Source organism: Symbiobacterium sp., from assembly GCF_040797425.1.
Classification (GTDB): Bacteria; Bacillota; Sulfobacillia; order Symbiobacteriales; family Symbiobacteriaceae; genus Symbiobacterium.
In genome coordinates, this window is record NZ_JBFNEH010000068.1 from 1 (window position 1) to 13703 (window position 13703).

The window sequence follows — 13703 nt, forward strand, 5'->3', positions numbered from 1 at the left end:
GGGGTCGGCGCGCCGGCGCTCGGGGGGCCACCGGACCCGCAGAGCGCCGCAGTACAGGGGTCCCGGCCCCGCCTACTCCCCGTGGGGGCCCTGGCCCAGTGCGTGCGCCATCCCGGCACCCGAGAGCATCGCGCCGAAGTAGCTGAGCAGGGACATGTTGTGCTCCGGCAGGCTCACGAGTACGACCTGGCCCGCCGTAGCCCAGATATCCCGCATCACCATGAACGTCGACACGGGCAGAAGCGCCACCAGCCCGTCGCCCACAAGCAGGTAGACTGCCAGCACCCCCCAGCGCACCCGCACGGGACGCGGCACCGATCCCGCCGGCCACACCAGCGGCAGGACCAGCAGGAACCCGGCCAGCGCCACCAGCGCATGGGACCCGAAGTATCCGCTCCACTCGAACGTGAGGGTCCGCGGATCCAGGATCCCATCTCTCACCGTCCCGGCGGCGAGGATAGCAGCAATTCCACCACAGATCGCAACGAGGTGCATCCCCCACCGAAGCATCCTGCGCCCCCCTCTGGGTCATCCCCTTACGCCTTTTTCTTACTGTACAGACCGTCCCCGCACCGGCTGATGTTCGCGCATGATCCCACCAGGGTACGACGTTGTACGGGCCTCAGGCTACGTCACCCCAGACTCCAGCCCCCGGGGTACCCGCCCCCGGCATGGCCCCGCCACCGGACTCGCCCCGGCGCCGCCCCGCGCCCGGCGTGACCGCGCAGTGAGACCCAGCCGGGCGACGCCCACCGGCACTGCCTCAGGCATGTCCAGGAGATTTCGTACGCCATCCAGAAGACCCAACTTACTAAACGAAACTCCGGGACACCTCGTAACACCTGGTGAAGGCAGGTGAGGCCATGACCGACGAGGACCTGATGCGCCAACTCCAACAGGGGCACCCTGACGCCGTGGAGCCGCTGGTGCGCCGCTATCACAAGCCGCTCACGGCTTACTTCTACCGGCTCTCCCACGACTACCACCTGGCGCAGGACCTGGCCCAGGAGTGCCTCTTCCGGCTGGTCTCCCGCGCCGGCCAGTACCAGTTCCCGCGGCCTGTGAAGCCCTGGGTCTACCAGATTGCCGTCAACCTCTGGCGCGACCACCGAAAGAGCGCCGCCTACCGGCACGGCTCTGCAGCCCTCCCCCTCGACGAGGCGGCGGAGATGCCCGAGGCCGGCCCGCCCCCCGACGACGACGTGGCCAACCGCCTGCTGGCCCACGAAGCCCTGGCGGCCCTGCAGGCACTGCCGCCGCACTTCGCCGAAGTGCTGGTGCTGCGTTTCTGCCAGTGTCTGACCGTACCCGAGATCGCGGCGGCCCTGGAGTTGCCTGAGGGAACGGTGAAGTCCCGCATCTACCACGGACTGCGCCACCTGCGCAGCCGGCTTTCCCGGGAGGTGACGTGCGATGGGCAACCGGCCAGATGCTGACCGCCTCATCCGGGTGCTCGGCTTCGATCCGGCCGAGGCGCTGGACCCTGGCCCAGGCACAGACCTGGCGGCCCCGGTGCCCGGCCCTGCCGAACACACGTGGGCGGGCGAACCTGCGGGAAGTGTGCCGGTGCCGGAAGACGGTGACGAACTCGCCGCCCTGGCCGAGGCCCTGCAGGCGGCGGCCAGGGCGCAGGATGCCGCCTGGCCCGATCCCGATCCCGCCGAAACCCGGCGCCTGGTGGCCGCCCTCACCGCCCTCGTGCCGGCTCCGGAGAGCCCCTTCGCCGCCGAACTGGAGCGCACCTGGGTCCGGCAGCCGGGCTGGCTGGCCCGCACGCTGGCCGCGGTGCAGCCCCAGGTGCGCCTGCTGGAACGCCCCTTCTGGCTCGCCAGCGCCGCCCTGGTCGCCGCGGGCATGCCCCTGCTTTCTCCGGACGTTGCCGCCAGCCTGGGCCTGGACCTGACTTACGGGGCCTTCCTGTTGCTGGTGGCCCCCATCCTGGCCACCCTGGGGGTCGCGCATGCCTTCCGGGGCATCAGCACGGGGATGGCCGAGGTGGAGCTCACGTGCGCGCTCACCCCGGCCCAACTGGTCCTGGGACGCCTTTTCTGGGTGGCCGCCTACGACACGCTCCTCCTGGGCGGCGCCTCGCTGCTCTCGGCCGCGCTGGAGCCCTCCGTCATGCTGGGCTGGCTGGTGCTGGGCTGGCTCCTGCCCATCCTGGTGCTCTCGGTAACCGTCCTCTCCCTCTCCCTCTACGTGCCGCCCTGGGTGGGCGGAAGCGCCGCCCTGGCCCTGTGGCTGCTGATTCTCACCCGGCTGACGCTGGCCCGCGACCTCCCCATCGCCGCGGTCACGGACCCGGTTGTGCTGCTGCCGCTCAGCGCCTTCTGCGCCGGCGGGCTCATCCTGGCCGCCGGCCTGATCGCCCGCACCTGGCCCCGGCTGACCACCCGCCTTGCGGGCCTTGACACGTGGGGGAGGCGGTTCTGATGCTGGAGCTGGCAGACGTCACGGTGCGCCTCGGCGGCGTCACCGTGCTCGACTCCGTCCGCGGAAGGCTGGGCCCGGGGGTGACGCTGCTCACCGGTCCCTCCGGTGCGGGCAAGACCACCCTGCTCCGCACCCTGGCCGGTCTCATCCCTCCGTCCGCCGGGGAGGTGCGGTGGTGGGGACAGTCCATCACGGCGCAGCTCAAGGCCTACCACCGCCGGCTGGGGTACCTTCCCCAGCGACCGGCGACCTATCCGGAGATGACGGTGAGCGGCTTCCTGGACTACCTCAGCGCCCTGAAGGCGCTCCCGCCCGCCCTCGCCGCCCGGCGCCGGGACGAACTGCTGGAGGCGCTGGGCCTCTCCGCCAGGGCGCACTCGGCGTTGCGGGAGCTCTCGGAAGGGCAGCGGCGCCTGGTCGGCATCGTCCAGGCGCTCCTGGGCGACCCGGAGGTCCTGCTGCTGGACGAACCCCTGGAGAGCCTGGACGGCGACAGCCGGGCCCGGGTACTGCAGCTCTGCCACCGCCCCGGGAGGGTCACCCTCCTGGCCACGCACCGCCTGGAACTGGTCCCGCCCGGACTGGTGGCCCACTGGAGCCTGGACGCTGGGAGGCTGGCGGTTGAGTCGTGAAACGGTTCCCGTCCGCGCCTCGTGGTGCCGGAATGAAAAGGGGGCTCTCCCACCTCACGGCACCCCTTTTCCCAGAACCGTCGGCACCGACCGGTCTGCCAGGGGCAGCCCCCACCAGACCGGAGCGACCGGATATCGAAGGGGAGAACGAGACATGAGCATCGTCATCGAAGGACTCCGCAAGGTCTTCCCGGACGGCAAGGTGGCCCTGGACGGTATCCACCTCGAGGTCCGCGGGACATTCGGGCTGCTGGGGCCCAACGGGGCGGGCAAGACCACGCTGATGCGCATCCTCGCCACCTTGATGACCCCCACCGAGGGGCGGGTCACCATCGACGGCATCCCGCTCACCGACCTGGCCGCGGTGCGCCGCCGCCTGGGCTATCTCCCCCAGCGGTTCGGCTTCTATCCGCAGCTCACGGTCCTGGAGACGATGGAGTTCATGGCACACATCGCCGAGGCCCCGGCGGACCGGCCCCGGCTGATGGCCCTGCTGGAGCGGGTCGGCCTGGCCGACCGGGCACGCTCCCGGGTGCGCCAGCTCTCGGGCGGGATGATCCAGCGCCTGGGCATCGCCGCCGCTCTGGTGGGCGACCCCCGCGTGCTGATCGTGGATGAGCCCACGGAGGGGCTGGACCAGGACTCCCGGGTCTCCTTCCGCAACCTCCTGGCGGGGCTGGCGGAAGACCGGACCGTGCTGCTCAGCACCCATATCGTGAGCGACGTGGAGACCACCTGCTCCCGCCTGGCCGTGCTGCGGGACGGAAAGGTGATATTCACCGGCAGTCCCGACCAACTCGCCGCCCGGGCGGACGGGAAGGTCTGGGCGGTGGCCGTGGAGCCCGCCGACTGGTCCCACTTCGAGCAGCGCTTCCGCCCCGTGGCCGCCGTCCGGGAAGCGGGGCTGGTCCGGGCCCGGGTGGTCGCCCACGCGCCGCCTCCGGGCTACCGCGCCGAGCCCGCCGCCCCCACGCTGGAGGACGGCTACGTCTGGGCTCTGCGTACCCGGGACGGGGGTGAGGCGGCGTGAGCATCCCTGGTGTCCCGGCCGCAGCCCACGAAGCCCCGTCCGGCCGCCCCGGGGGGCCGCATGAGGTCCGGCTCGTCTGGCACCTGGCCCGCTGGGAGTTCCGCCTCATCACCCGGGGGCCCGCCTTCTGGCTCGCCGTGCTCGCGGCCGCGAGCGGGACGGTGGACCTGGCGGTGGATGGCGACTTCGGCCCGGCACTGGTCGCCCGCAGACTAGGCGACTGGGTCCTGCTGGTGGGGCCGCTGGTTTTCCTGCCGGCGCTGGGTGCGCTGCGCCGGCGGGATGCCGCCTGCGGCATCCACGAACTGGTCCAGAGCCGCCCCGTGAGCGCCCTGGCTGCCGTCGCCGCCAAGTTCCTGGCCGGCTGGGCCGCCCTCACCGTCACCTGGCTGGTCAGCATGACCGCAGGGGCGGCGGCGCTGGGCGTGGTGCGGCCCCAGGTTCTGCCCTACTGGGCAGACGTGCTCCGGATGAGCGCCCTGCTGACACTGCCGTGTTACGCCTTTGTCACGGGTCTGGCGCTGGCCATGGACGGCCTCACCGGGCGAACCGGCGTCGTGCTGGCCACCGGGGCGCTGGCCGTGGTCGGATCCTGGTTTCTGTCAGGGGCAGTGCTGCGCGGCCAGCTGGCACCGGTCTTCCAGCCCCCCAACTTCTCGGCGGTCTTCGGCCTCGACCCGTACACCGGGCTCATCGCGCTCAACCGGGCGTGGTCCCTGGCCCTGACGGCAGGGCTCCTCGCCCTGGCACTCTGGCTACTGCCCCGCAAGGTCCCGGTGCTGACAACGGCGGCAGGGCGGCGGGTCACCGCATTGCTCTTAGTCTTCCTGCTGGCGGGCGGGGCGGTCAGTGCCGTACCGCTGCTCCGGGCCCCCGCCAGCGTGATGTGGGAGGACGAAGCGCAGGAGTGGGAGATGGCGCAGGTGCGCGCCGCGGCCGCCGGTTCCACTGAGCGGAAGTCGTATTGGGTCCGGCACCGGGTCGAAACCCCCGCCGGTCCCGTGGAAGTCTACCTGGCGCGCGGGTCCGACGAGGCGGCCGTCCCCCTGGCCCAGGCTGCCGCCCGCCTCCTGCCGCACTTCCCGGCGCTGCGGCCGCCCGCGGGCGAACCCCTGCGCATCTTCGAGGGCAGCTTCCTCCGCCAGGCCCGGCTGGAGCAGGGCCACCTGGTGCTGCTGCCCAAGGACGTGGCTACTGCGCGCCGGGGCGGGGAAGGCCGGGCAGACCGGGCGCTGCTCCGGGCCATGGCCGAGGCGTACTGGGCGGATCTGGCGCAGATTCCGGCTTACGTCCCCGGAGTCGTCCAGAACGGCGAGTACTTCGAGTACTTGCCCGGGTTGACCTGGGACGGGGCGGCCGCGCTCTACCACCAGTGGGTCGTCCTGGAGCGGGCGGCGGGCCCGGAGGCGCTGGCGGAAGAGCTGCGGCTCTGGGAAAGCCAGACACGGGATGCGCTGGATCGCGATCCGGACGCCTTCACGACCCTCCACAGTGCGGGGGCGGTTGGCTACGCCAGCAGCGCGCTGGCTGTGGAGAACGCCTTCACCCTCTGGGCCGCCGGCCAGTCCCTGGGGCACGACCGGGTCCTGGCCGCGCTCGAGGAGGCCGCGGCAGCCGTTCCGCCCGTCAGCCTGGGCGGCCCCCTGGGCTGGATCCCCTCCTCGGACGAGTACTGGCAGGTCGTCGCCTCACGGCTGGGCCTGGAGGTCGGGGCCTTCACACCGATCTGGAGGTGATGGGCGTGGGGCGTGAGACCCGTGTGGGAAGGTGACAGCCATGCTCCGCAGCCACCTGCGCACGCTCTTCGGCCCGTGGCACTTCGCGGCGCTGGCGGCCGTCCTGGCCGCTGCCCTGCTCTGGCCGACGGAGAGTGCGGGCGATCGATATCTGCTGCGCTGGTTCGTCGAGCGCACCGAGATCTTCGGGCCGCTGCTGCTAATCGGACTCACCGCGCCCGCCCTGCTCGTGGACGGGCGGGTCGACGAACGGTGGGGCGCCTCTCCTCGGGGGCTCAGGAATCTCTTCCTGCAGCGCTGGGCGCTGGCCGCGGCCTACTACGCGGTGGCGGTGGGCCTCTTCATCTGGATCGCGGGTCCCCGGGCCGGAGACGTGAACGAACTCCGCACTTTCCTCTCCACCCTCGTCTCGGGTGCGCTCTTCTCCGCGGCGTGCCACCTCTTCCACGCCCTGAGCGGCTCGGCCGTAATCGGGTGGTCCGGGGGCCTGGCGGTCTACTTCGTCACCCTGGCCATCGCCACGATCTGGTGCCCGTACGATTCCGTCTACCAACTCTGGCTTCCCTTCGCCGGGATGAGCGACGCGGCGCCGGCGCCCCTGGCCGTGAGCAAGGGCGCCTATGCGCTGGTGGCCCTCCTCCTGCTCTGGGCCAGCGGCCGGCTCCTGGCCGTGCCGGAGCGGTTATTGCGGCAGGGAGAGTGAAACGGGGGCCGCCCCTCCGCGGGTGCGGCCCCTTCCTGTGTCTCTGCAGGTTTTCAGTCGCTCCCGGGGCCCGGGCCCCTCGCGGCTCCGGGCGCGCACATCGCCACAGTCCCAAGGGCTGTCCCTCTCGCCCATGTCCGCCTGGCACCGGGCTCTGTGCCTCTCGCCCCTGTCCGCCCGATCCCGGCGCTGCTCCTCTCACCCATGTCCACCCGATCCCGGACCTGCTCCTCTCTCCCATGTCCCCCCGATACCGGGCCTGCTCCTCTCGCCCACATCGCCTCCGAACCGCGGCGCTCAAGACGCTCCCACCGCCGTGCGCCACAGTCCCTGTGGTCGGCTACAGGCGCGAGGGTCCCAAACTCCGGTACTCTCGCTCAGCGCGGCCGCACCGGGCCAGGCTTCATGGGCACGAGCGGACTGCCCTGCAGGATCTCCTCGACCTCCTCGTACCCCTCGGGGAAGGCGTAATTGTACCGCGCCGGCAGGGCAAACACGTACTGGTCGTTGCGGCCGAGTTCCGTGGGCCCGATGGGGGCGGCGCCGATGTGAAACTCCCCGGCCTCCAGGGCCTCCCACTGCTTCACGGTGAAGACCATGATGGGGATGTCCTGCCGGGGCGCGTCCTCCCGCCACTCGGGATGCCGGATGCGGATCAGCGGCCCGGTCTCGACGGGCTCGCTTCCGCCCACGGGGAGGCCCTCCCACGTCTCAGTCACGACCGTGTAGCCCTCCCAGCTTTCCGGCAGCGAGAGGACGAAGCCGTACTCCCCGTTCCGGTAAGTCACGGGCCCGGGATAGACGTACTCACCCAGCGAGACGTCGCTGATCTGCCAGCGGTCGCCGCTGCGGGTGACGACCAGCGTGATGGCCTGTTTCGCGCTGAAACCGCCCTCAACAACATCCATGCTCGTCATTTCGATGATCTCGCCCTTCACTTCAAAGGCGTCCTCCGACGTGCGGGTCACGGCGAGGATCTCGATCCGGTCGGGCCACGGGCTGGAAACGACCCGCCCGGGCGCGGCAGACAGGTCTCTCTGCCACCGCTCCAGGAGCTCCGGCGAGACCAGGTCGCCGTACTGCTCCCGCATGCCCGCGGCGACAATATCGGGCGGAGCGGTCAGCGAAACGTTCTTCAGCCGCCGGCCGAATTCCTCGACCACGGCGCGGGCGGCCGCCTCGTCGGCCTGCTCCTGGTCGCCCGCCGCTTCCTCAACCTCCTCCGGAGCGGCCGCCCGATCCTCATCCACTGCGGCCTGCTCCGGCGCGACTGCGGACGTCTCCCCTTCCGCCGGGCCCGGCCCCGGGGCGCCTGCCGGTTTCCACAGGGCCGCGGAGAGCGCAACCAACAGTGCGAGGAGAGCGGAAAGCCACTGGTTCATGAGACGACCTCCCTCCAGTTCTTTCCCATTTCCACCCGCTTGGACGGATCTGCCTGGCATTCTGTTTCAACTCAGAGTCACCCGAACCCCGGGTGGCTCATACCCCCCAGAGACGGAGGGCGCTTCGTGCGCCCCGCCGCCCGGCCGCACCAGGCGCCCGGCAGACTGACGCGCGAAGGCGGAGGCGCCCGCCTCCGCCCTTCTGAATGCTGTGCCCTCCGTCTCCGAAAGCCGGCGCGATGCGGGGCCCCGCGGCGGGGGAGCGGCCCCGAGCTACCCCTCCGCCAGCGTCCGGGGCATCCACGCCGGGCGCCGGGCCTCGTAGGCGGAGATCTCGGCCTCATGCTGCAGCGTGAGCCCAATCTCGTCCAGGCCGTGCAGCATCCGGTGCCGGCGGAACTCGTCGATCGCGAAATCCGCCCGGAAGCCCGCCTCGTCCTCCACCACGCACCGCTCCAGGTCCACCGTGAGCTGGTACCCCGGCTCCGCAGCCCGCTTCATCAGCTCCGCCACCGCCTCCTCCGGCAGCACCACTGGCAGGAGGCCGTTCTGGAAGCAGTTGTTGTAGAAGATGTCGGCAAACGACGGGGCGATGATCGCCCGGAAGCCGTAGTCGGTGAGCGCCCACGGGGCGTGCTCCCGAGACGAACCGGAGCCGAAGTTCCGCCCGGCGATGAGAATCGTCGCTCCGGCGTACTGCGGCCGGTTGAGCACGAACTCCGGGTTGGGCGAGCCGTCGGTGAGGTAACGCCAGTCGTAAAACAGAAACTGCCCGAAGCCCGTCCGCTCGATCCGCTTCAGGAACTGCTTGGGGATGATCTGGTCGGTGTCCACGTTCACCCGGTCCAGCGGCACCGCCAGCCCCGTCTCACGCACGAACGGCCTCATCGGGCTTCACCCCCCTCCGCCAGGATCTCCCGCACGTCCACGAAGTGGCCGGCGATGGCCGCAGCCGCCGCCATGGCCGGGCTCACCAGGTGCGTGCGGCCGCCCCGCCCCTGCCGGCCCTCGAAGTTCCGGTTGGACGTCGAGGCGCAGCGCTCGCCGGGCGAAAGGATGTCCTGGTTCATGCCCAGGCACATGGAGCAGCCCGCCTCCCGCCACTCGAAGCCCGCCTCCCGGAAGATCCGGTCAAGCCCCTCCGCCTCAGCCTGCGCCTTCACCTGGCCCGAGCCGGGCACCACCATCGCCCGCACCTCCGGCGCCACCCTGCGGCCCTTCACCACGGCCGCGGCGGCCCGCAGGTCCTCGATGCGCCCGTTGGTGCAGGAGCCGATGAAGACCCGGTCGATGCGGATCTCCTGGATCGGCGTGCCGGGCTCCAGGTCCATGTAGGCCAGGGCCGCCTCAGCCGCCTTCCGCTGGGCGGGGTCGGCGAAGTCACGCGGGTCGGGCACCCGCCCTGTAACAGGCACCACCTGGCCCGGGTTGGTGCCCCAGGAGACCATGGGGGCGAGCCGGCCGGCGTCAAACTCCACCACCCGGTCGTAGACGGCGTCGGGGTCGGAGGCGAGCGTCCGCCAGTCGGCCACCGCCGCCTCCCACAGTTCGCCCTTGGGCGCGTGGGGCCTGCCCTTCAGATAGGCGAAGGTGGTCTCGTCGGGGACGATCATCCCCGCCCGGGCTCCGGCCTCGATGGACATGTTGCAGACGGTCATGCGGCCCTCCATCGAGAGGGACCGGATCGCCGCACCGGTGTACTCGACCACGTACCCCGTGGCGCCGTCGGTGCCGATCTGGCCGATGATGCCCAGGATGAGGTCCTTGGCCGTCGTGCCCGGCGGCAGGGAGCCGTTCACCCGGATTTCCATCACCTTCGGCTTGTGCTGCACCAGGCACTGGGTGGCGAGCACGTGCTCCACCTCGCTGGTGCCGATGCCGAAGGCGAGAGCCCCAAAGGCTCCGTGGGTCGCGGTGTGGCTGTCGCCACAGACGATGGTCATGCCCGGCTGGGTGAGGCCCAGCTCGGGGCCGATCACGTGCACGATGCCCTGCTGCGGGCTGTGCAGGTCGAAGAGCCGCACGCCGAACTCGGCGCAGTTCTGCGCCAGCGCCTCCATCTGCTGGGCGGCGATCTCGTCCGTCAGGGGCAGCGACCGGTCGGTGGTGGGCACGTTATGGTCCATGGTGGCCAGCGTCAAGTCCGGCCGCCGGACCTTGCGCCCGGCCAGCCGCAGCCCCTCGAAGGCCTGCGGCGACGTAACCTCGTGCACCAGGTGCAGGTCGATGTAGAGCAGGGCGGGCTTGCCCGGCTCCTGCCGCACCACGTGCCGCTCCCAGATCTTGTCGAACAAGGTCCGTTCGCTCATGCCATCACCCCTTTGGAACATATATACCTGGGGTTGCGTCAGACCTCCAACATATGATAACTATGGTGATGATAGGCTCTGCCTATGGGGGTGCTCGCGTGGAATTGCACCACATCCGCTACTTCGTCTCCGTGGCCCGACACCAGAGCTTCACCCGGGCGGCCGCGGAGAACATGGTGGCGCAGCCCTCCCTGAGCCAGCAGATCCGCCGGCTGGAGGAGGAACTGGGTGCGCCGCTCTTCGACCGCAGCCGGACCCCGGTGCGGCTCACCGAGGCCGGCGAGGCTCTTCTGCCCCACGCCGAAGCGATTCTGCGCCAGGTGGAAGCCGCAAAGGCCGCGGTAGAGGAGCGACTCGGCCTGCGCACCGGCCGGTTGGTGCTGGGCAGCCTGCCCATGACCGGGTCCCGCGTGCTGCCCCGGGTGATCACCGCCTTCCGGCGGCGCTACCCGGGGATCCAGGTGATCCTCAGGGAGGAGTCGACCCAGCGACTCACCGAGCTGGCTCTGGCCGGCGAGACCGACCTGACCCTCACCACGCTGCCGCTGGGCAGTCCCGGCCTGCTGGCGCAGCCCCTGCTCACCGAGCCGATCCTGCTGGCGCTGCCGCCCGACCACCCGCTGGTCCTGGAGGTCACCGGACCCACCGGTGTCCGCCCGGTTCCGCTGTCGGCCGTGGCGGACGAGCCCTTCCTCATCATGAAGCCCGGCTACGGCTTTCGCGACCTCGTCCTCGAGGCGTGCCGAGCCGCCGGCTTCGTGCCGCAGATCGCCTTCGAGTCGGCCCAGATCGAAACGCTGCAGGCGATGGTCGCCGCGGGGCTGGGCGTGACCCTCGTCCCCGAGATGGCCGCCGACCGCAGCCTCCGGCCGGCGCCGGTCTTCGTGCCCCTCGCGGGCGACCCCCTCACCCGCACCCTCGCCCTGGCCTGGCGGCGCGACCGGCCTCTCCCCCGTTCGGCGGAAGCCTTCCTCCGCCTTTCGTCGGAACTTTGGCCGTTGTAACCAGATTTCCACATAGTTCCTGAAACCTGGAGTCGGGCTGCTACGTCATAACAGGTGAAAGCGCTTGGCGGGAGGCGATCGCATGCTCAAGGTATACGAGCGCTGGCTGCGTATCTGCACCGACTCCGCCTGCATCGGAGTGGCCGTGCTGGCTGTCTGGGCGATCCCCCTGCTGCACGAGTCCGGGCCGCTAGCCCTGCTGCCCTACGCCGGGCTCGCCGGCATGCTCTGGACGGCCGTGACGGCCGCCGGACTGGCCGTGCTCTGGCTCCGCTACGAGTGGCCCTCGTCGCGGGTCCGCCAGCAGCTCGCGGGCCTCAGTCCGCTGCGCTTGGTCTGGCGCGAGCGTGAAGCGTGATTTACTTCGCTACACAGAATCGTTTATCATAATGAGCAAGACCCCGGACACTCGTGGTCCGGGGTCTTCGGTTATCACCGCTTTTCGCGAGGTGTGGGGTATGCGGTTCCGTTTCGCGCTACGGTTGCTGTGGTACTTTGCGGGGCTGGTCATCACCTGCGCCGGGTATGCGCTGGTCATCCGCCCGGGTCTGGGCGCCGGCCCGTGGGACATCCTGCACCTCGGACTGAGCGGGCGCACCGGCCTCCCGCTGGGGCTGGTCATCCAGACGCTGGGGTTGGTGATCATCGGGCTGGACTGGGCCCTGGGTCTGCGGCCCACCCTGGGGATGGTGCTGAACATGCTCTGCTTCGGTCCCATCCTCCAGTTCATCCTGGAGCGCATGCCCTCCCCGGAGACCACGGCCGGCCTGTGGCTGATGCTGGCCGCCGGCATCCTCCTCTCCGGTGTGGGCACGGCGCTCTACGCCAGCGCCGACCTGGGTGCGGGCCCCCGCGACTCCCTGATGATCGGCCTTACCCGCCTCGTGAAGCTGCCCGTGGGGCTGGTGAAGAACGGGCTGGACCTGACGGTCTCGGTAATCGGCTGGTGGCTGGGCGGACCGCTGGGCCTGGGCACGGTGGCCGTGGTGCTGGGCGTGGGGCCGTCGGTGCAGCTGGGCTTCTACCTGGCCGGCCGACTGGCCCGCCTCGGCTTCCTGAACGGCATCGTCCGCCCGGTGGCTCTGCGTCCGACGGCGACGGTGCGGTCGAGCGGGTAGAGGCGCTGTTTCTCCTGCGGCTGGCTCTTAAGGTGACCACTTCGTGTTCCGTAGGTAGTTACGCTGGCCAATTAGGAATAGATATGATATACTCGAATATAGCAGATTTGCGCTATAATGCTATATTGAGTCTACATGCTGCTGCCAGCATGTGAACTCCAGTCTCGCAGAGGATGTGTGTCGTGCATGAACCCCTGGATCCTGTTCCTGATCTGCGCCGCCGTTATCACCGTGGCCGGGCGCATGATCTCCCACGCGTCCGACGAGCTGGCGGAGCGCACCGGGCTCGGCCGGGCCTTTATCGGCTCCCTCCTCCTCGCCGGCGCAACCTCGCTGCCGGAAGTGGCCGCCTCGGCGTCAGCCGCCTACATGGGTGCCGGCAACCTCGCCCTGGGCAACGTGTTCGGCAGCAACATACTCAATATGGTCCTGCTCGTCTTCGGACAGTGCTTCGCCGCACGCCACATTCTCTCTAACGTATCGCCGGTTCACGCCACCTCGGCAGCCACCGGCATGCTCCTGAGCGGCATCGCCGCGCTGGCCCTTGTCGTGCCGCAGCCCTACTCCTTTCTGGGCGCAGGACTGGACACCTGGCTTATCGCGGTCACCTACATCGTGATCATGCGGCTTCTGCCCGGCAGCGACCAGCAGGCCGAGGTCGCGGCGACGTCGGAGCTGCCGCAGGCGGCAGGTGGCCATTCCACCTCTCTCGCGGGCGTCTGGCTCAGGTTTGCGGGCTCGGCCCTGGCCATCCTGGTGGCGGGCTGGTACCTGAGCAAGGCGGCCGATGAGATCGCCGTCACCACGGGCCTGGGCGAAACATTCATCGGCAGCACGCTCCTGGCCTTGTCCACGTCGCTACCCGAGCTGACGGTCTCGATCTTCACCGCCCGCATGGGCGCCTATGACCTGATGGTGGGCAACGTGCTCGGAAGCAACATCTTCAACATGGTGATCCTGTTCATCGCTGACCTCTTCCAGCCGGGCAGCACGCCGATCCTGTCCACCGGCACCACCGGGCAAATCGTCACGGCCCTGGTGGGACTGGTCCTTTCGGGCATTGTGATCGTGGTACTCACCCTGCCGCGGCGCGAGGAGGGCCGCCGGTTCCCCTGGGATATGGCAGTCATCCTGGCCACCTACCTGATCGGCCTGCGGCTCATCTACCTGGCGGGATAGCACGCTGAGTCACCGAGCCAGAACCCCTGGGCGCTCAGGACGACGCGGCTGTTGCCGCAATCGGGTGTACGCATCCCAGATCATGGTGTATTCAGCAAGAGCGGTCCCCGTCCTCAGAATTCCTATCACTTCACGCTTCAAGCACCCGTCCCGGCCTTCGCCCGCATCTGCTGCATC

At 70.1% G+C, this 13703-nt stretch carries 14 protein-coding genes; 10 read left to right on the top strand and 4 right to left on the bottom strand.

Features of this window, described 5'->3' with window-relative positions:
- Nucleotides 1-72: 72 nt before the first annotated feature.
- Nucleotides 73-510, bottom strand: coding sequence for a hypothetical protein (locus AB2385_RS15335; protein ID WP_367655886.1), 438 nt, complete (start codon nucleotides 508-510; stop codon nucleotides 73-75).
- A 353-nt stretch (nucleotides 511-863) separates the two neighbouring features.
- On the opposite strand from AB2385_RS15335, the gene AB2385_RS15340 reads away from it, so the two are divergent.
- The 6 genes from AB2385_RS15340 to AB2385_RS15365 all read left to right on the top strand — a co-directional run bounded on the left by AB2385_RS15340 (nucleotide 864) and on the right by AB2385_RS15365 (nucleotide 6534).
- A complete protein-coding gene (locus AB2385_RS15340) occupies nucleotides 864-1436 on the top strand; it encodes an RNA polymerase sigma factor (protein WP_367655887.1) in 573 nt (190 codons plus the stop codon).
- Nucleotides 1414-2433, top strand: a complete 1020-nt coding sequence (locus AB2385_RS15345; RefSeq protein WP_367655888.1) for a hypothetical protein — start codon at nucleotides 1414-1416, stop codon at nucleotides 2431-2433. The genes AB2385_RS15340 and AB2385_RS15345 overlap by 23 nt, the downstream gene beginning before the upstream one ends.
- The gene (locus AB2385_RS15350; RefSeq protein WP_367655889.1) at nucleotides 2433-3065 is read left to right on the top strand and encodes an ATP-binding cassette domain-containing protein; all 633 of its coding nucleotides are present in this window, start codon (nucleotides 2433-2435) and stop codon (nucleotides 3063-3065) included. Before AB2385_RS15345 ends, AB2385_RS15350 begins: the two co-directional genes overlap by 1 nt.
- 154 nt (nucleotides 3066-3219) lie before the next feature.
- Nucleotides 3220-4095 carry an ABC transporter ATP-binding protein gene (locus tag AB2385_RS15355; RefSeq protein WP_367655890.1) on the top strand — a complete coding sequence of 292 codons (876 nt, stop codon included), beginning with the start codon at nucleotides 3220-3222 and terminating at the stop codon, nucleotides 4093-4095.
- Nucleotides 4092-5831, top strand: a complete 1740-nt coding sequence (locus AB2385_RS15360) for an ABC transporter permease (protein WP_367655891.1) — start codon at nucleotides 4092-4094, stop codon at nucleotides 5829-5831. The genes AB2385_RS15355 and AB2385_RS15360 overlap by 4 nt, the downstream gene beginning before the upstream one ends.
- A gap of 40 nt (nucleotides 5832-5871) precedes the next feature.
- Nucleotides 5872-6534 (top strand): hypothetical protein, encoded by a 663-nt coding sequence (locus AB2385_RS15365; RefSeq protein ID WP_367655892.1) that lies wholly within the window; start codon nucleotides 5872-5874, stop codon nucleotides 6532-6534.
- Between the two features lie 377 nt (nucleotides 6535-6911).
- On the opposite strand, the gene AB2385_RS15370 is transcribed toward AB2385_RS15365, so the two are convergent.
- The 3 genes from AB2385_RS15370 to leuC form a co-directional block, all read right to left on the bottom strand.
- Nucleotides 6912-7916 (bottom strand): hypothetical protein, encoded by a 1005-nt coding sequence (locus AB2385_RS15370; protein ID WP_367655893.1) that lies wholly within the window; start codon nucleotides 7914-7916, stop codon nucleotides 6912-6914.
- 273 nt (nucleotides 7917-8189) lie between these two features.
- Nucleotides 8190-8804 (bottom strand): 3-isopropylmalate dehydratase small subunit, encoded by a 615-nt coding sequence (gene leuD / locus AB2385_RS15375; RefSeq protein WP_367655894.1) that lies wholly within the window; start codon nucleotides 8802-8804, stop codon nucleotides 8190-8192.
- On the bottom strand, nucleotides 8801-10225 hold the full coding sequence (gene leuC, locus AB2385_RS15380) for a 3-isopropylmalate dehydratase large subunit (protein ID WP_367655895.1): 1425 nt from the start codon (nucleotides 10223-10225) through the stop codon (nucleotides 8801-8803). The genes leuD and leuC overlap by 4 nt, the downstream gene beginning before the upstream one ends.
- Nucleotides 10226-10323: 98 nt before the next feature.
- On the opposite strand from leuC, the gene AB2385_RS15385 reads away from it, so the two are divergent.
- The 4 genes from AB2385_RS15385 to AB2385_RS15400 all read left to right on the top strand — a co-directional run bounded on the left by AB2385_RS15385 (nucleotide 10324) and on the right by AB2385_RS15400 (nucleotide 13526).
- On the top strand, nucleotides 10324-11229 hold the full coding sequence (locus tag AB2385_RS15385) for a LysR family transcriptional regulator (RefSeq protein WP_367655896.1): 906 nt from the start codon (nucleotides 10324-10326) through the stop codon (nucleotides 11227-11229).
- An 82-nt stretch (nucleotides 11230-11311) separates the two neighbouring features.
- Nucleotides 11312-11587: a hypothetical protein gene (locus AB2385_RS15390; RefSeq protein ID WP_367655897.1), complete on the top strand. Its 276-nt coding sequence runs from the start codon at nucleotides 11312-11314 to the stop codon at nucleotides 11585-11587.
- Nucleotides 11588-11687: 100 nt separating this feature from the next.
- On the top strand, nucleotides 11688-12347 hold the full coding sequence (locus tag AB2385_RS15395; protein ID WP_367655898.1) for a YitT family protein: 660 nt from the start codon (nucleotides 11688-11690) through the stop codon (nucleotides 12345-12347).
- Nucleotides 12348-12533: 186 nt separating this feature from the next.
- Nucleotides 12534-13526, top strand: a complete 993-nt coding sequence (locus AB2385_RS15400) for a sodium:calcium antiporter (RefSeq protein ID WP_367655899.1) — start codon at nucleotides 12534-12536, stop codon at nucleotides 13524-13526.
- Nucleotides 13527-13703: the final 177 nt, after the last annotated feature.

Coding starts and splice junctions, on each gene's coding strand:
- AB2385_RS15335 (WP_367655886.1), bottom strand. CDS start 510: ATGCTTCGGTGGGGGATGCACCTCGTTGCGATCTGTGGTGGAATTGCT.
- AB2385_RS15340 (WP_367655887.1), top strand. CDS start 864: ATGACCGACGAGGACCTGATGCGCCAACTCCAACAGGGGCACCCTGAC.
- AB2385_RS15345 (WP_367655888.1), top strand. CDS start 1,414: ATGGGCAACCGGCCAGATGCTGACCGCCTCATCCGGGTGCTCGGCTTC.
- AB2385_RS15350 (WP_367655889.1), top strand. CDS start 2,433: ATGCTGGAGCTGGCAGACGTCACGGTGCGCCTCGGCGGCGTCACCGTG.
- AB2385_RS15355 (WP_367655890.1), top strand. CDS start 3,220: ATGAGCATCGTCATCGAAGGACTCCGCAAGGTCTTCCCGGACGGCAAG.
- AB2385_RS15365 (WP_367655892.1), top strand. CDS start 5,872: ATGCTCCGCAGCCACCTGCGCACGCTCTTCGGCCCGTGGCACTTCGCG.
- AB2385_RS15370 (WP_367655893.1), bottom strand. CDS start 7,916: ATGAACCAGTGGCTTTCCGCTCTCCTCGCACTGTTGGTTGCGCTCTCC.
- leuD (WP_367655894.1), bottom strand. CDS start 8,804: ATGAGGCCGTTCGTGCGTGAGACGGGGCTGGCGGTGCCGCTGGACCGG.
- leuC (WP_367655895.1), bottom strand. CDS start 10,225: ATGAGCGAACGGACCTTGTTCGACAAGATCTGGGAGCGGCACGTGGTG.
- AB2385_RS15390 (WP_367655897.1), top strand. CDS start 11,312: ATGCTCAAGGTATACGAGCGCTGGCTGCGTATCTGCACCGACTCCGCC.
- AB2385_RS15395 (WP_367655898.1), top strand. CDS start 11,688: ATGCGGTTCCGTTTCGCGCTACGGTTGCTGTGGTACTTTGCGGGGCTG.
- AB2385_RS15400 (WP_367655899.1), top strand. CDS start 12,534: ATGAACCCCTGGATCCTGTTCCTGATCTGCGCCGCCGTTATCACCGTG.